Here is a 15,644-nt window from a genome sequence, read left to right on the forward strand (position 1 = left end):
CCTCCTAAGAGTGCAGCTTGCGGTACAGCGCGGGCTTTACCCCGACTACTTTGGCAAATGTCTGGCTGAAATACCTGGAGTCCTTATATCCGACGCTTTCACCGATGGCAGCTATCGTCTCGTTTGTGCCGCAGAGCATTTCCTTCGCCTTTTCCATACGCACGTTCATAAGGTAGGCGCTGAAGTTCATGCCGGCTTCTTTTTTGAACAGCACGCTGAAATAGACAGGGTTCAGGCCTATGACTTCGGCGATGTCTTCCAGAACGATCTTCTCATTATAGTGTTCGTCAATATACTGCTTTGCCTGGCGTACCGGTTTGACGGATTCGTCCTCTGCGGCCTCCCGGTTCATATCCAGATAGCTTCCAAGCTCTGCCTTCAGCAGGTTCTTAAGCTGTGTGACGGAGTAGCAGTGCTGGCAGCTGCCGGCAAGTCTTTTCCGAAGCTGGCGGGATTCTTCCTGATGGAGATCTATGTATCCGAAAAAGAGCTCGATTAGCTCCTCCGCAACCGTATAGCACTTTGAGAAGTCGATATCCTCCCGCAGCATAAAGCTGCTGTATATCTGGTTCAGGCACTGTTCCATCTTATCTCTGGAATATACTTCCAGGCTCGCCAGGAACGCTTCCCTGTATTGTTCCACCGGATTATCCGCGGCGTCATTTCCCCCGCCTGACAGTGTATCGGCGTAGATGAGCCGCCCGGTTCCCATCTTGATACGGTTACCGACCGCCCGGCTGGATTCTTTGATAGAAAAACGGATCCCCGCGAAGTCTGTCTTTTCTGTCCCGACTCCAATCGTCACCTCATACTGTTCAAATCCCATCAGATAATCTTTTATCTCCGACAGGATGTCGTTGATGCTGTTCTTGATAAGCTTGGCTCTGCTGTAATCATAGTTGAAGAGGCAGTAGATATGCAGATTCTCCTTTTCACATATGAGCACCTCTTCCGATACCTCCTTCAGAATCCCCTCCACGATGGCGACGACCCGCTCTACCGTCAGCCTGTCCTGCTTTCGGTCGCTCTTGCTGTAATCGACATAGTCAAGCTTGATATCGATTCCCCGGTAGACTTCCCCCTCAAGCGCTACTCTGGCATCCTCCATTTCGGCCTCATCATCCTGCTCGATTATATTTTTCAAAAAGTCACGCTTGATAATCTGCCTGCTCTCCGTAACCTTCTCCTGAAGCTCCTGCCGCTCCTTCTGCTGCCGCTCTTTTTGCAGGAATTCCCTGTGTATCTTCCCAAGCACTTTGTCCAGCTCGTCCTCACTGATCGGCTTCAGCAGATAATCATCCACCCCATACTGGAGCGCACGGTGGGCATACTCGAACTCCTTATAGCCGCTTATCACGACGAACTTGATGTCCCGGCTTATCTCACGCGTCATGCAGATCAAGTCCAGACCGTTTATCTTCGGCATCCGGATATCCGTAATCACGATGTCCGGCCGTTTCTCCCTGATAATCTGAAACGCAGCCTCCCCATTATCCACGGCATCCACAAACTCCATATTATACTCGTCCCACTTGATCAGCTTCTTGATCAACATCCCAATCCTAAATTCATCGTCCACAATCAGTACACGCCATTTTCTATTCTGCATCTCAAACACCTTTCATCTAATACCCTCTGGCACCAACATTAATTTATTATGTTATATTATAATGGTTTAAAAATCAATAAGCAACACGGGAATCACTGGGGGACACCCCAAATCGAAATGGGGACACCCTGAATCGAATTAGGGACGGAGGAAATCTAATTTTCCTCCGTCCCTAATTTGGGAACGTCCATAATTTGTGGACTTAACCTAACCCCCATTCTCTCATCTCTTCTTCCGGAGGACGCTCATACAGTCCCCTCCTGCTGAAGCGCCAGCCTGCCTGTTCCTGCACCTCCAGCAGGTACTCCGTATGTTTCAGGCTTGCGACCATGGAGTCTATGACCGGTACATGGAATTCTTTCTGAAGCTCTTCATAGAAGCCGAACTGCATGCTGCAGCCAAGGATGATGACTTCTGCACGGTCTGTTTCAATTGCCGAGCGTATCTCCCGTTTCATCCGTGTGACTGTCTCTTCTTCATCCTGATGGAACTCCAGTACTCCCATGCCAAGGCTCCGGAAGGATGCAAGCTTACTTTCCAGCCCGTAGCGGTGCACGTTCTCCTTCATCTGTGGGATCCATTTATCCCTTCCTACAATGACAGAAAACTGGTTCCCCAGCATAGCGGCCAGATGCATGCTGGCTTCGCCTGGCGCTGTAACAATTATCTTTTGGCTGATCTCCCGTGACGGGTATAAAAAGGGATCGTCGAAGCAGCTGATGATAACTGCATCGAACCCGTCCTTTTCTGCCCGTTGCACTTCTTCTAAGATGCCCCTTCCGGCAATGGCCTGATAATACTGGTATTCTAAATGCTTCGGACCTGTTTTGAGACTTCGCACTTCAAGCTCCGTATTCTCGTCCCGATATCTGTCCAGATAAGACTGAATCATCGGATTTAAGTCGTTGTATGCAACTGCTTTTAAAAATAAAATCCGCCTTTTCCCCATATGTCCTCCTCATCTGTGCTACTCATCTTAGCAGCTTCACATCTTAGCAGCTTCGCATCCTAGTATCCTGCGATTCCCAGTTCCGCGCAGAGCTTCTTAGCAGTAGGATCTACAAACACGCCATCTTCCTCCAGCTTTTCACCATCCAGTATAATCGTAGGGCGCAGAACCGTTCCATCTGAATGCGAAGCAGCGCTCCAGTGTGCACCGCCAATCTTGATTCCCTGGCTGCCGATTCCAAATTCCATACAGCCGAACACCCTTTCATCCTCCACGATACGTCCCGTCACCTTCCTGACTCCCGGATTAAATCCCTGTGAGTAGTGTGCGAGGCGCAGCATATTCGGATCGTCGAAGGAATACAGCCAGTTCTTATAGATGTCCGCCTCTGCACCACCTGTCACGTCTACGACGCGCCCTTCTTTGAAGTCGATGCAGATCGTCTCTCTCAGGACACCGAGCGTATCCGGCGGAAATACGGCCCCGTCAAATACAAGCCTTCCTTCGATAGACTCCTCTACCGGACACCAGCTCGTCTGACCGGTCAGCATGACCGGATACCCTTTCTCCGCTGCCTTGATTCCGGAGTGGCGGACCTTGCGCCCACCCATGCTGCCTCGAAGGTCCATGCCTTGTTTGGAGAGCAGATGGATATCCTGTGCCTTCTCCAGACGGTATTTGAAATATTCTCCAAGCTCAATCACCTTATCCACATTCACTTTGCCGATACAGTTTACTAACATCTCCGTATCCAGCCCCGTCGCACAGATATAGCGCGCGCCGTTCTCATCCACCGCCTTGCGGTAAGCCGGCCCGTGCATGATAGATGCATAGGTCAGCTCAATCCATACGTCCGCTGCTGCGATAGCGTCAGCTACCGGCTGCGGAGGGTCCGCATAAAATCCTTCAGCCGTCGGATAATAGACGACCGTAGGGACTGTCTCTATCGTGTAAGCCGCCTCTGTCAGCGCATGGACCACTCTCTCATCTACACACGTATCATATGTAATCACAAGATTTTCTCCCGGTTTGCAGAGCATGATATCCCGCACCAGCTTCATCGCCGCTCTGGCAAGCTCCATCCTTCGATATTCATTGCGCATTTCCACTCCAAGATTCCACTCCATATTGTAACCTCCTGCTTCGTCAAAGCGGACCCCCACGGGCGATAACGCTGCCTGGGGCTGACCTTGCACCGGCTTTACAGCGACTTCACTGTCGTAAGGCCATAATTTCCAAGATCCTTATCCGCATATTTATAAGTTTCATATTTTTTGTATATCTGGGGCAGTTTGAGACTGTCCCACTCCAGCCTGTCCCTGGCGGCCCGTATTTCCTGTTTGGACAGCAGCATCTCCACATATCCTTCCGCGTCATCTTCCAGCGCACATAACACGTCACCTGCCGGTCCCATTACAGCCGTGCCGCCGCAATACCTTACGTCCCCGGACGCACGGTTCAGGGCAGCTGTATAAATCTGATTCTCCGCCGCCCGCATCCGCGCGCAAAGATGAAACAGCTCCTTATAGCCATCTATCCAGGCACTCGGATAGACGATTATATCTGCCCCCATATTGGCCAGAGGCGTGGATATCTCAAAGAATCGCATATCCGCACATATGAGCATTCCGATCTTCCAGCCCCTGTAAGGAACCAGAATCAGTTCCTCCCCACGTGTGAAGAACTCACACTCCTTATCCCAGAGATGTATCTTTTTATACTCTCCCAGGAGCTTTCCGGCCTCATCCCATATACAAGCCACATCATAATACGCATGCCCCTCTTTCACACAGGTGCCAGCCAGAATTGCAGTATTGCATTCCTCTGCCAATGCAGAAAAAAACAAGTTCTCATCTTGTGAATCTGCTGCCCTGGAAAAATCATACCCGCTTACACAGAGTTCCGGAAAGCACAATAAATCCACTTCCCTTTTTGCATAAGCTAACGCAAGCTCTCTGATATGCGCGCGGTTCTTCTCTATCTCGCCTTCCGTGACCGACAGCTGCACCAATCCTATTTTCAACAATATCATTCACTCCTTTTTCGTCCTCTCCCTGTCAGGAAATGTTTAAGAGTGTATATAACGCCTGTGCGTAGATCTTCGCAGACAATATGAGGTCCTCCACGCTGATATATTCGTCCGGCTCATGTGCCAGCTCCCTCTGCCCTGGAAATACAGGGCCATAAGCCGCAAAATTCTCTGCCGCCCTGCAGTAGGTGCCACCGCCGATCACGACTGGCCCTTCCGCCCTGTCGGTACACTCCTGGTATACATGCAGGAGCGTCTGTATCAAGGGCGCTTTTACAGGCATATAGATGTGCTTTTTGTCCTGATATATATCCAGCTCTACCTTCTGCTGTGCGCAGGCTACCTTTAACGTCTTAAGAATCACTTCCTTGGAGGCATGAATCGGATAACGGATTTCTACCGTCGCCTTTCCGGAGCCTTCTCCCACCTCCAGCATGCCAAGGGACAGTGTCAGAATGCCGGACAGCTTATCCTCACATGCAACACCGAGTCGTTCCCCCCGGTAGCCGTCTCCAAATAGCTCTTCTATCTTTCCGGCAAACCGGCTCTTCCCATCCTCATATAGCGGAAGCAAGCGTAAGAATTCCAGCAATATCTGAATCGCATTTTCACCGTTCCACGGCTGAGAGGAATGTCCGCCCTGCCCCTTCGCTTCTATTTTCCAGCCCCTTTTCTGCTCCGGGCAGGACATAAGCTCTGTAATAGATATTTTGTCCTTCTTTGCATAGCTTTCTCTTGCCTCATGCAGTATCTCGCCTGCCTCATTTGTCCCGTCAACCATTGCATAAGCATATCCCGGAACCACATTGACCTTCGTCCCGCCCCGGACTTCCTTCAGAATCATGCCGGAGGCCTCGCCCGGTTCCTTCCACGTTTCCGATACGTCAAACCGGAGGATTCCCTTTTCTGCATGAATGACCGGGAATTCCCCGTCCGGAGAGAATCCTCCCCAGGGGGCTTCTTCCTTTTTCAGGTAATATTTCAGGCCCCGCATAAAACCACTCTCTTCGTCCGTACCGATGATATGGCACACATGGTTCTTAACCGGAAGCCCGCTTTCTTTTACCACCTTCATCGCAAAAAGAGCGGCCACCATAGGTCCCTTATCGTCCAGGGAACCTCTCCCATACAGTCTGCCGTTGTCAATGGTCCCTTCGAAAGGAGGATAGGACCATCCGTCCCCGGGCGGCACCACATCGATATGGGTCAGTATGCCAATCTGCTTCCCTCCCTGTCCCCATCTGACCGTGCCTGCATAACCTTCATGGTTCTTCGTATCGAAGCCAAGCTCCTCCGCCACTTTCAGCACTTCTTCAAGCGCAGCTTCAATGGGCGCTCCAAACGGCGCTCCCTCGCTTCCTTCCTCATAGAGGCTCGGATGTGCGATGAGCCTTTGTGTCGTCTTCACAATCTCTTTCTGATATTCGTCTATCAGGTTATTTAATATGTGCTCCACGGTACCCCCTCTTTCTCACTTGCCCAGTCTGGCGGCATATTCTTTCAGCTCATCATCGACGATTTTCCCGTCCATGGTGATTGCAGTTCCATCCAGATAGATGGATACGCTCAGGCAGGTGGCGTCGATATGGGAAGGCGCCGGAATCCCGTCCGGCGGCATGAGGAAACTTCCGATTGCCCCAAAGCCCCACTGGGAGCCCCCGAAGATCCGCTCATCTTCACCAAGCTGCCCGGTCAGTTTTGCGTTTGGATGGAAACCGACACAGACATGTGCGGGCCTCAGCATCTGCGGATGATGGAAGTCCCTCATATATTTCTCCCACTGCCTGGCAGTGGCGCCGCCTTCCACGTGATCGATCACACCGTCCTTCATATAGATCTTCACCGGTTCGCTCAGCACCCCGAACTGTGGCACCAGGGAACCGTCTATGGCGATGACGCCGTTCACCGTATCGAGATCCGGCGTCCATGAGATCATGCCTGCCAGCATATGGGTGCCCGGTTCGTCCGCATATCCGTCCCGTGCATTGATAGGGTAATCCGGATGGTTATCAAATGATATGTCTTCACCTGCGGTGCTGGTAAGCCTTACATGCTTTGCCGCGCGTATCTTATCCCGTACCGCGTGCAGAAGGTCCCGCAGCGCCCCGTGATCCGTATTGGCAAATAAACGGATAAACACATCCACATACATCCCCGGCAGGCATAAGAACCGCAGCTTCTTATTCGTATGCGCCACTTCCTCATACGTGCTGGAATATAAGAAATACATCGCATTGTACTCTATCCAGCAATCCGCTTCCAGAAGCGCTGCTTTAATCGGGGCAGACGGCAGAAAACCATCCACTTGCTTCCCCGGTCCCGGCGGAGTCGCCGTCCAGATGACCATCGGTTTTGCCCCTGCTGCATACACGGCCCGGGCGGTAGCATTCACGACACGTTCGTCACTCTTCGTGTCTGCCGTAATCACAAAGTTTTCACCGGGCTTCACCTTAAAAAGCTCCTTTACGATGACATCTGCGGCCTTGCCTATTTCATATTCATATAGAAAGTCTCCCATGTTATCATACCTCCTGTCCTGCACATGTCAGTCTGCCTGACAGAGTCTTCAGTTCCTCATCTATGAGCGTTCCATGCATCCACAACGGCTTATCGTCCAGATAGATATCTGTATGTAAGGAAACTGCATCTGAGTGGGACGGTGCATACACGCCTTCCGGCGGCAGCATGCCGGCACCGATGCTTCCAAATCCCCACGTGGTAGACCCCCATACCCGCTGGTCCAGCAGAATATCGCCTATTACTTCTGCCCCCGGGTGGAAGCCGATACCTGCGTGCGACACCCGAAGCATCTGTGGATGTTCAAAGCTTTTCAGCCACGCTTCATACTTTTTCGCCTCTTCTCCTCCGGTAATGGAACGGATGCAGCCATGTTCCACACTAATTTTTACCGGCGTCGTAATCACACCGATGTCCGGCGCCACGGAACCGTCCAGGCAGATGACGCCATTCACGCTCTCAATCTCCGGCGTCCATCCAATCTGCCCCATATACAAATGAGTCCCCGGAACGCCGGCATCTCCAAGCTTGCATGATATGGGCCTGCCTGGTACATTTTCAAAGGAAAGGACATCCCCCTTTGGAGACACCATCCGTACCTTCTCTGCATGGGCAATCTTATCCCGCAGCATGACTGTAAACTCCCGCATAGCCGGATAATTGACATTGCCAACGCAGCGGATCAGCGTATCTGCGGTCGTTCCGGTCAGGCACATGTGCCGAAGCTTTGGATTCGCTTTTTTCGCGTTGTAGAAAGGAGTGGAATATAAGAGCCATTTCACATTCAGCTCAATCCAGATGTCTGTATGGGCAAGCAGACCGCTCAGGCCCTCAACCTGGATATCCTTATCCGCCGCAAGGCTTACTCCCGCCGGAACCGGTATCAGGACAACGCACGGCTTCGCTCCTGCCATGGCTGCGGCACGTCCGACCGCCTCGATGACAGATACATCTGCAGCCGTATCTGCAGTAATCGCAACTGTCTCTCCCTTTTGCGTCTGAAGCAGGTCTTTGACCAGCACTTCAGCGGCAAATTGCAACTCACGTCCTATCACTCTTTCTCCGCCTCCTTATGTTCAGCCACGTCCTGTTTCGCAAACTTATGACAGCATACATAATGCTCTGGTCCAATCTCAGTCATTATCGGTGCCTCTTTCTTGCAGATATCCATACAGTCACGACATCTGGTGTGAAAGGTACACCCCTTTGGAGCATTGACCGGTGACGGAATCTCTCCCTGCGAAGTTATCTGCTCCGGCTTCATGGCCTCCTCTTCCTCCGTCGCAACCGGAATGGAAGACAAGAGCATCTGCGTATAGGGATGCAGCGGCGCGTCAAAGAATTCCTTCGTCGGAGCAAGTTCACAGAGCCTGCCCAGATACAGGATTGCTACGCGGGTCGCCACATTACGCATCAGGCTCAGGTCATGGGTGATAAATAGATACGATAGCTCCAGCTCCTTCTGCAGCTCAATCAGCGTATTGATTACCTTGGCCTGTACCGATACGTCCAGAGCAGATGTAGGTTCATCCAGGATAATCAGTTCCGGATTGGTGGCCAGTGCTCTTGCAACGGACACGAGCTGCCTCTCTCCACCACCGATATTGCGGGGCATCTTATTTTTATATTCCCGCGGAAGCCCCACCTCTTCCAGGAGGCTTTCAATCCGTTCCACTTTCTTTTCCTTTGACATCTTGTCATGGATGTCCAGCGGTACCTGCATGCTTTTTTCAATGGTCCTGCGGGAATTTAGCGAGGAGCCCGGATCCTGAAATACGATCTGGATCTCTCCTTTTTGCCGTAGCGTCCGCTTATACCCCTTTTTTACAAGGTCCGTCCCCTTATAGCGTACTTCTCCTTCCGTAGCGCCGTACATTCCGACCACCGTATAGGCGATGGTGCTTTTTCCACAGCCCGACTCACCCACGAGGCCGAGGGTCTCCCCTTTATACAGGTCCATGCTGACACCGTCGACAGCCTTTACCGTCTGCCCGTTCCCAAGAGGAAAATATTTTTTCAAATCTTTTATCTCTAATATTTTTTCTGACATGATTGACCCTCCTCCGCCTGAAAGCATGCCACCCAGTGTGCCGCGCTGATTTCATGTCTTACTGGTTTTTCATTCATGCACTTTTCAACAGCATAGGGGCACCGGGGGGCAAAACGGCAGCCTTTCGGCGGATTGCTGTAATCTGGTATCCGCCCGGGAATCCCTTTCGCAATGCCGCTGCCGGTAAGCTTAGGCAGACAGTCTATCAGTGCCTGCGTATAGGGATGCTGCGGGTTTTCAAACACCTGCTTTGTCTCGCCGCCCTCCACGATGGTACCGGCATACATGATATTGACTGTCGTTGTTACCTGCCTGATCACGCCAAGGGAGTGGGTTACCATTACGACCGACAGCTCTCCCGACTCTACGAGGCGCTTGATCAGCCTTAAGATCTGATCCTGTATCGTCACATCCAGAGCGGTTCCCGGCTCATCCGCCAGCAAAAGCTGCCTTTCCGCCGCCATTGTCATGGCGATGCAGACTCTCTGGCGCATACCCCCGGACAGTTGAAACGGATAGCTGTTAAGTATACGGTCCGGATCTGCCAGCGAAACTGTCTCCAGCGATTTTGCCGCCTTCTCAAGAAGCTCTGCTTTCGTAAGCTTCTTACCCTTATGCTCATTGTGCGCATACTTCAATGCTTCCAGAAACTGATTCTTAATGGATATAACCGGGTTCAGGGCGCTTGACGGATCCTGGAATATCATTCCGGCGCCCTTCTGCCTGTATTCCTGCAGTTCATCTTTGGACATCTGGAGTATGTTCTTCCCATCATAGAGAATCTCTCCGCTTTCCATCGTTCCATTGGATGGCAGCACGTTCAATATCGCCCGCAGCGTCGTCGTCTTTCCACACCCGGATTCGCCGACAATCCCGACACTTTTTCCTTTTTCCACGCTGAACGATACCCCATCCAATACGTGGGTTTTTACATTTGCAACAGTATAGGATACGGACAAATCTCTGACTTCCAGTACGTTCGTCTTTTCTTCCATCTATTTGCCCTCCACGTTAAAGATATTCCCGACACCATCTCCCAGAAGGTTGAATCCTAACACGATGACAATGATCGCCACCGCCGGGAATACCGCAAGCCACCACATATCCGGCAGAAATTTGACACCATCATTGATCATATTGCCAAGGGCCGGTGTCGGCGGCTGTTCTCCAAGTCCCACAAAGCTTAATGTCGCGCCCATGCATATGACATATCCCATATCGAGCGTCATCTTTGTCAGAATCTGATCAAAGGTGTTAGGCAGGAACTCTTTCAATACAATGTGGCTTAGCTTCGCACCTGTCAGTTCCGCATATACGATGTAGTTTTCCGTCCTCAGAGAAGAAGCCACTCCAAAGGAAAGCCTTGCATACCAGGGCCACCACATGATCGTAATTGCTATCATCGAATTCTTAAGATTCGGTTCCAGGATTGCAGCAATCGCAAGTGCCAGTACCAGCGCCGGCACCGACAGGAAGATGTCTACGATCCGCATCAGTATCGTCTCTATCCACGTATCTTTAAAGTAACCGGCCAGCACGCCTACGACAAAGCCTACAGGTACTGCAATCGCCAGCACGAGGACGCCCATGAGGAGGCTGCTTCTGAGGCTGATGAGCAGCCTGGAAAAGACATCCCGCCCCATCGTGTCCGTACCCATAAGATGCCCGGCACTCGGCGGCTTCGAACTTTCTTCAAACTTCACAACCGGCCCCGCATCTTCTGGATACGGAGCAATCACTGGTGCAAAGATTGCAAGCAATACTATGAGCAGCACGATTGCCAGCCCCAGTACCGATACTTTACCGGCTGCGAACTTATACCAGTTTTGAATCCATGTTTCTTTACGTTCTGCTTTCATTTACACCACCTCCTATCTTGTCCGCTTCTGCCGCATTCTCGGGTCCAGTATCATGGCCACGATGTCTACGGCGATACTCGTCAGTGCAAATGCAAGTCCGATGATCAGGACGACGGCGCAGACTGCATTGGTATCTTTGTTTAATATCGCTGTCATCCCATAGCTGGACAGCCCCGGCCAGTTGAAGATACGCTCTACGAGGAATGCATTGCCGAACATGGCCGCGATGTCCATGCCTATTACGGTAATCGTGGGTATTACGGACGGCTTCAGCAGGAATCTTCTGTTAACCACCGACTGCGGGACACCCTGGGAAGTGACCATAGTGATATAGTCTTTATCCGCATTCTGCAGCATGCTGGATCTCGTAATCCTGGCCTCCTGCATCGTCTTTCCAAGAGCCAGTGCCAGTGCGGGGAACAAAAGATGTAAAAATGCATCCCACGCTGCCGCCGGCTTTCCGCCTAACAAGGCATCCAGAACGTACAGGCCCGTAATATCCGGTATGGTGAAGGAGGGGCTTAAGCGCCCCCCTATCGTAGGCATAACAGGTATCCAGTACCCGAATATGAGCACGAACATGACTGCAAATACAAAGGTCGGCGTTGCCACAAATATGTACCCGGAAAATCTGCACAGGTAATCCTGCCATTTATTCTTATGCTGGGCACTTGTAACGCCCAGATACAGCGCCACCAGGATAGATGGGAATCCGGCCCACAAGACGAGCTCGATGGTCGCAGGGGCAAAGTCCTTGATATCCTGTATGACCGCACGCTTTGTAACTGCTGACGTTCCAAAGTCTCCGCGCAGCGCTCCTGTCAGCCAGTATCCATACTGGGCGGGCAGAGGCTCGTTCAGGTGGTTCACCTCCCGATAGTTCTCCAGCACTTCCTCAGATACATTTGCTCCCAATGCAAGCCGGGCCGGGTCGCCCGGTACAATCCGCATAAGAACAAATATAATAATTGTCAGCCCCAGTAAAACAACGAGCGAGCTAAGCAATCGTTTCAATATACTCTTCAGGAGTGACATGATCTTATCCTCCTCTCTTTCCCGTTATGCTGTTCTACTTCTTGTCCGGATATATCTTGATATTTGGCATATAGTTGATATATCCCATAACCGGAACCAGGTTTTCAGGGTCTGCAGCATCATAATCTACGTAATCGGAACGGTAGGCAAAGCGTAACGTGACTTCTGCAATCGGTATCATGACACATTTATCAGCAAGATAATCCTGTATGCCCTCGTATTTTGCAACCCGTTCCTCCTGGTTGACTGTCGTCATCGCATCATCAATCATGCCGTCCAGCGTCGCATCCTCAATCCAGCAGCAGTTCTTCCATGTTCCCGAAGTCTTGGAGTGAAGCGCGGACTCGAAGACTGACCCTGCCTCCGGGTAATCGGCTGAAAACCATGTGGTCGTTACGTTAGGTGTGGTCTCCGGTGACGAAGAACTCTCTACGACGCTTGCCCAAGGTGTTTTGACGACTTTGACATTCACGCCAATCTGCTGTGCCGCCGACTGTATCAAAAGAGCCAGCTTCTCGCGGTCCGGCGTCTCCGCCACCCAGCAGACCTCAATCGGATAGTCCTGGATGTTATCCGCATATTTAGACTTTTGGATTTCTTCCTTTGCCTTTTCGATATTAAAGCTGTAATCGCTCATCTTCTTATAACCGAGCACATTTTTGGAAATAATGCTTTCTGCCTTGACGGAGTTCGGGTATACGTCCTTACAGACCGCATCATAATCAAGCATATAAGCCAGCGCCTTCCGTACGTGTTCATCGTCCGTCGGGGCTTTCTGGTTATTCAGAAGCAGATATATGATATCTCCCTGGGTATTTTCCATGATGCTGATGCCATCCACTTTACCAAGGGCGTCAATGGTCTCAGAAGTCTGATACTCATCGGACAGCTCCAACTCTTTTCTCTCCAGCATGGTCTTGACTGTAACGGCTTCATTGGAGCCGATCGCCTTGAATTCTTCCGGTGTATTCTCATCCAGCCCTGCCCAGTAGTCTTTGTTTTTCTCACAGAGCACATGGGAGTTGGCCGCATATTCTTTTACCTTGTACGGTCCGCTTCCCGCATCATTTTCCAAAAGGAACGCCTTGCCATAATCACCCTTGTCCCCGTAATCTCCGTCTGCATAGTTTTCTTCCACGAGCTTGCTGTCCAGTATGTAGAGCCTTACTAATGTGGCAAGAAGCGTTCCGGTAGGTTTGCTGCAGATAAATTGAACCGTCGTGTCATCAATTGCCTTTGCTTCCTCGACAACAGAACTGAACAGATAGCCAAATCCTTCGCCCATGTCCAGATTCCTCTGCATCGAATATACGACATCCGCCGCCGTCAGTGGATTGCCGCTGTGGAACTTCACATCATCACGAAGCTTGAATGTCCACGTCTTACCGTCCTCGGACACTTCCCATTCTGTCGCAATCCACGGCTCTGTACTCCCGTCCTTCTGAGGCTGCACGAGCGGATCATATAGATTGATCAATACCGTCGCAGCTCCAAGATCCGAACCGACGCCCGGGTCGATCTGCGGCGTAGAGGTCAGCGTATATCTGACGATATTATCGCCATCATTGGCTGTATCCCCGACAGATGGCGTATCCCCGGACTCTTTCTGCTCAGACGACGATTTACCGCATCCGGCGAACAGAGCGGCTGCCATAACAACACACAGTAAACTAGAAATCATTTTCTTCATACATTACCCTCCTTTATGGATGTTGATTAAACTCTCAGAAATAATGGCCGTTTTATCTTTATATTTGAAAATAAATGGCATTTTTTCTGATTCTATTGATTTACTATTGATTATATCAGCCTTTTTGCTTATAATAAAATTCTAATTTATAATTTATCTATTACTACAGATAATAGTTAGGGGGCTTCTATATGTTAGATACAAGGCTGGTCACTTTTTTGACGCTCTGCCAGACGAAAAGTTTTACAAAAACGGCCGAAAAGCTGCATATCACGCAGCCTGCCGTTTCTCACCATATCAAATATCTGGAAGGTTATTACCGGACAAAGCTCTATACTTACACGAACCGTAGATTTGTCCTGACCCCTACCGGACGCACTCTGTACCAGTACGCGAATTCCGTCCATTCGGATTCCGAACGGATCCGGGAGCATCTGTCTCTTCTGTCTTCCTCTACAAAGGAGCTTCGCCTCGGGGCAGAGCAGTCTGCAGGCGAGTCTTTTTTACCTTATCTGATTATTGCGTTTATGGAAAAATATCCGGATTATAAGATTCGGGTTGTAACCGATAATTATGACGCCCTCTCTAGAATGTTAAACGAAGGAGAGCTGGACTTTTTTTTGATGGATGGCATCGTCTCCAAATCAGAGCATGACTATTATGAGCTGTGCAGCAGCAGTACAATCTGCGCCTGCTCGCCGGTACATCCACTTGCGGAAAAGAGGGTATCTATCCAGGACCTTTATAACAGCACCCTCATACTCGGTGTCGATAAGACTCCGTCGCGGAACAGGCTGGAACAGATATTCCGGGATAACAACATATCCTCTATGCGCTTTTCACATCGCATCGAGATCAGCAACAGTCTCACCACCGTAAAGCAGCTGCTGATTCAGAATACCGGAATATCTTTCTTATATAAAAGTGCCGTGGCAAGGGAATTGAAAGAAGGTTCTATACGGCAGATTTATATCAGGGACTATTATGAATATCATTCGTATAACCTGATTTCTATACATAACAGTTATTTTTATCCTGAACAGACCGATTTCATCAAGTTCTGTCAGGACTTTCTAAAGCAGTGGGATTCTGACATATAGCGTTTTGTGCAATCTTTTTTCCAAGTGCAGCGGCTCTCAGGCAGTCCTTTGGAAATTGCTCCCTTCTTATACGTAATTTTTCCTTTTCCGAAAACCGGTCTGCCTTGTATAACTGATAATCGTCAAACTGGCATGTGTCATAACAATAGAAGATTTCAGGCCTGGAAAAGACAATTTCCGTATATTCTTCCATCGCAGACAGCTTTATCGGATAATGCATCTGCTTCATCTTTTCTTCCGTCGCGTTCATCGTATAGAAAAAGGCGACAGGGAAACGTTTCGGCGCTATCGAAGTGTACGCTTGACCATAGACGAGATATGGGTACAATAGACGCTCCAGAAAGGCCCGTAACTGCCCCGGAAGGTCGTGGAAGAAGACCGGACTTCCAATCAGCAGGCCGTCCCCCTGGGAGATATCCTCCAGAAGCCCGCTAATCGAATCTCGCTTTGCACATCTCCCATAATACGTTCCCCCAATACGCTTACAGCCATAGCAGCTGACACATCCACTGTAGGCAAAATCATAGACATGAATCCATTTGAACTCTGCATCGGGAAGGATGCTTCTAATTCCTTCCATTGCAGAGTTCAAAATCTTTGCCGTATTATGGTTCTTTCTGGGACTCCCATTCAACACATAAAACATCATATCCGCCTTCTCCTTCCCATGCTCCGAGCAAAACTGCGTCACCTTTGGTTTGTGATACATTCTAACATTAGAATTCAGATAATTCAATAAGGGGACAGGGCAAAACGAATTTGGGACACCCCAAAATGAATTGGGGACGGAGGTTTTCTAGATTTCC

The 15,644-nt window shown here is 50.2% G+C and carries 14 protein-coding genes; 1 reads left to right on the plus strand and 13 read right to left on the minus strand.

The features are described from left to right. Positions 1 to 4: 4 nt before the first annotated feature. From HJV72_RS16010 to HJV72_RS16065, 12 genes are all read right to left on the minus strand, one after another. Positions 5 to 1,609 carry a response regulator gene (locus HJV72_RS16010; protein ID WP_208072472.1) on the minus strand — a complete coding sequence of 535 codons (1,605 nt, stop codon included), beginning with the start codon at positions 1,607 to 1,609 and terminating at the stop codon, positions 5 to 7. A gap of 202 nt (positions 1,610 to 1,811) precedes the next feature. Continuing rightward, positions 1,812 to 2,558, minus strand: a complete 747-nt coding sequence (locus HJV72_RS16015; RefSeq protein WP_208072474.1) for an aspartate/glutamate racemase family protein — start codon at positions 2,556 to 2,558, stop codon at positions 1,812 to 1,814. Positions 2,559 to 2,617: 59 nt separating this feature from the next. Continuing rightward, complete coding sequence (locus tag HJV72_RS16020; protein ID WP_066580262.1) at positions 2,618 to 3,685, minus strand: hypothetical protein; 1,068 nt, start codon at positions 3,683 to 3,685, stop codon at positions 2,618 to 2,620. 74 nt (positions 3,686 to 3,759) lie between these two features. After that, a complete protein-coding gene (locus HJV72_RS16025) occupies positions 3,760 to 4,581 on the minus strand; it encodes a carbon-nitrogen hydrolase family protein (RefSeq protein ID WP_330619017.1) in 822 nt (273 codons plus the stop codon). Between the two features lie 34 nt (positions 4,582 to 4,615). Beyond that, positions 4,616 to 6,043, minus strand: coding sequence for a dipeptidase PepV (pepV, locus tag HJV72_RS16030; RefSeq protein WP_208072476.1), 1,428 nt, complete (start codon positions 6,041 to 6,043; stop codon positions 4,616 to 4,618). Between the two features lie 15 nt (positions 6,044 to 6,058). After that, a complete protein-coding gene (locus tag HJV72_RS16035; RefSeq protein ID WP_208072478.1) occupies positions 6,059 to 7,105 on the minus strand; it encodes an aminopeptidase in 1,047 nt (348 codons plus the stop codon). Positions 7,106 to 7,109: 4 nt separating this feature from the next. Beyond that, on the minus strand, positions 7,110 to 8,159 hold the full coding sequence (locus HJV72_RS16040; protein ID WP_208072480.1) for an aminopeptidase: 1,050 nt from the start codon (positions 8,157 to 8,159) through the stop codon (positions 7,110 to 7,112). Then, entirely contained in the window at positions 8,156 to 9,154 is a 999-nt protein-coding gene (locus HJV72_RS16045; protein WP_208072482.1) for an ABC transporter ATP-binding protein, read from the minus strand. The genes HJV72_RS16040 and HJV72_RS16045 overlap by 4 nt, the downstream gene beginning before the upstream one ends. Next, complete coding sequence (locus HJV72_RS16050; RefSeq protein ID WP_208072484.1) at positions 9,136 to 10,149, minus strand: ABC transporter ATP-binding protein; 1,014 nt, start codon at positions 10,147 to 10,149, stop codon at positions 9,136 to 9,138. Before HJV72_RS16050 ends, HJV72_RS16045 begins: the two co-directional genes overlap by 19 nt. Next, entirely contained in the window at positions 10,150 to 11,013 is an 864-nt protein-coding gene (locus tag HJV72_RS16055) for an ABC transporter permease (protein WP_208072486.1), read from the minus strand. A 12-nt stretch (positions 11,014 to 11,025) separates the two neighbouring features. Next, entirely contained in the window at positions 11,026 to 12,048 is a 1,023-nt protein-coding gene (locus tag HJV72_RS16060; RefSeq protein ID WP_208072488.1) for an ABC transporter permease, read from the minus strand. A 34-nt stretch (positions 12,049 to 12,082) separates the two neighbouring features. Beyond that, on the minus strand, positions 12,083 to 13,738 hold the full coding sequence (locus tag HJV72_RS16065) for an ABC transporter substrate-binding protein (protein ID WP_208072490.1): 1,656 nt from the start codon (positions 13,736 to 13,738) through the stop codon (positions 12,083 to 12,085). Positions 13,739 to 13,929: 191 nt separating this feature from the next. Here HJV72_RS16065 and HJV72_RS16070 point away from each other — a divergent pair, with 191 nt between their 5' ends. Further along, the gene (locus HJV72_RS16070; RefSeq protein ID WP_208072492.1) at positions 13,930 to 14,838 is read left to right on the plus strand and encodes a LysR family transcriptional regulator; all 909 of its coding nucleotides are present in this window, start codon (positions 13,930 to 13,932) and stop codon (positions 14,836 to 14,838) included. On the opposite strand, the gene HJV72_RS16075 is transcribed toward HJV72_RS16070, so the two are convergent. Beyond that, a complete protein-coding gene (locus HJV72_RS16075; protein WP_243765677.1) occupies positions 14,792 to 15,487 on the minus strand; it encodes a flavodoxin family protein in 696 nt (231 codons plus the stop codon). The two genes, HJV72_RS16070 and HJV72_RS16075, sit on opposite strands and share 47 nt — an antisense overlap. Between the last annotated feature and the right edge of the window lie 157 nt (positions 15,488 to 15,644).

Source organism: Extibacter sp. GGCC_0201, from assembly GCF_017566055.1.
In the GTDB taxonomy this organism is placed as follows: Bacteria; Bacillota; Clostridia; order Lachnospirales; family Lachnospiraceae; genus Extibacter.

Bases quoted from the DNA above. Each gene is read 5' to 3' on its own strand.
- HJV72_RS16070 (WP_208072492.1), top strand. From the start codon at position 13,930: ATGTTAGATACAAGGCTGGTCACTTTTTTGACGCTCTGCCAGACGAAA.
- HJV72_RS16020 (WP_066580262.1), bottom strand. From the start codon at position 3,685: ATGGAGTGGAATCTTGGAGTGGAAATGCGCAATGAATATCGAAGGATG.
- HJV72_RS16015 (WP_208072474.1), bottom strand. From the start codon at position 2,558: ATGGGGAAAAGGCGGATTTTATTTTTAAAAGCAGTTGCATACAACGAC.
- HJV72_RS16035 (WP_208072478.1), bottom strand. From the start codon at position 7,105: ATGGGAGACTTTCTATATGAATATGAAATAGGCAAGGCCGCAGATGTC.
- HJV72_RS16055 (WP_208072486.1), bottom strand. From the start codon at position 11,013: ATGAAAGCAGAACGTAAAGAAACATGGATTCAAAACTGGTATAAGTTC.
- HJV72_RS16065 (WP_208072490.1), bottom strand. From the start codon at position 13,738: ATGAAGAAAATGATTTCTAGTTTACTGTGTGTTGTTATGGCAGCCGCT.
- HJV72_RS16010 (WP_208072472.1), bottom strand. From the start codon at position 1,609: ATGCAGAATAGAAAATGGCGTGTACTGATTGTGGACGATGAATTTAGG.
- HJV72_RS16075 (WP_243765677.1), bottom strand. From the start codon at position 15,487: ATGATGTTTTATGTGTTGAATGGGAGTCCCAGAAAGAACCATAATACG.
- HJV72_RS16060 (WP_208072488.1), bottom strand. From the start codon at position 12,048: ATGTCACTCCTGAAGAGTATATTGAAACGATTGCTTAGCTCGCTCGTT.
- HJV72_RS16045 (WP_208072482.1), bottom strand. From the start codon at position 9,154: ATGTCAGAAAAAATATTAGAGATAAAAGATTTGAAAAAATATTTTCCT.
- HJV72_RS16050 (WP_208072484.1), bottom strand. From the start codon at position 10,149: ATGGAAGAAAAGACGAACGTACTGGAAGTCAGAGATTTGTCCGTATCC.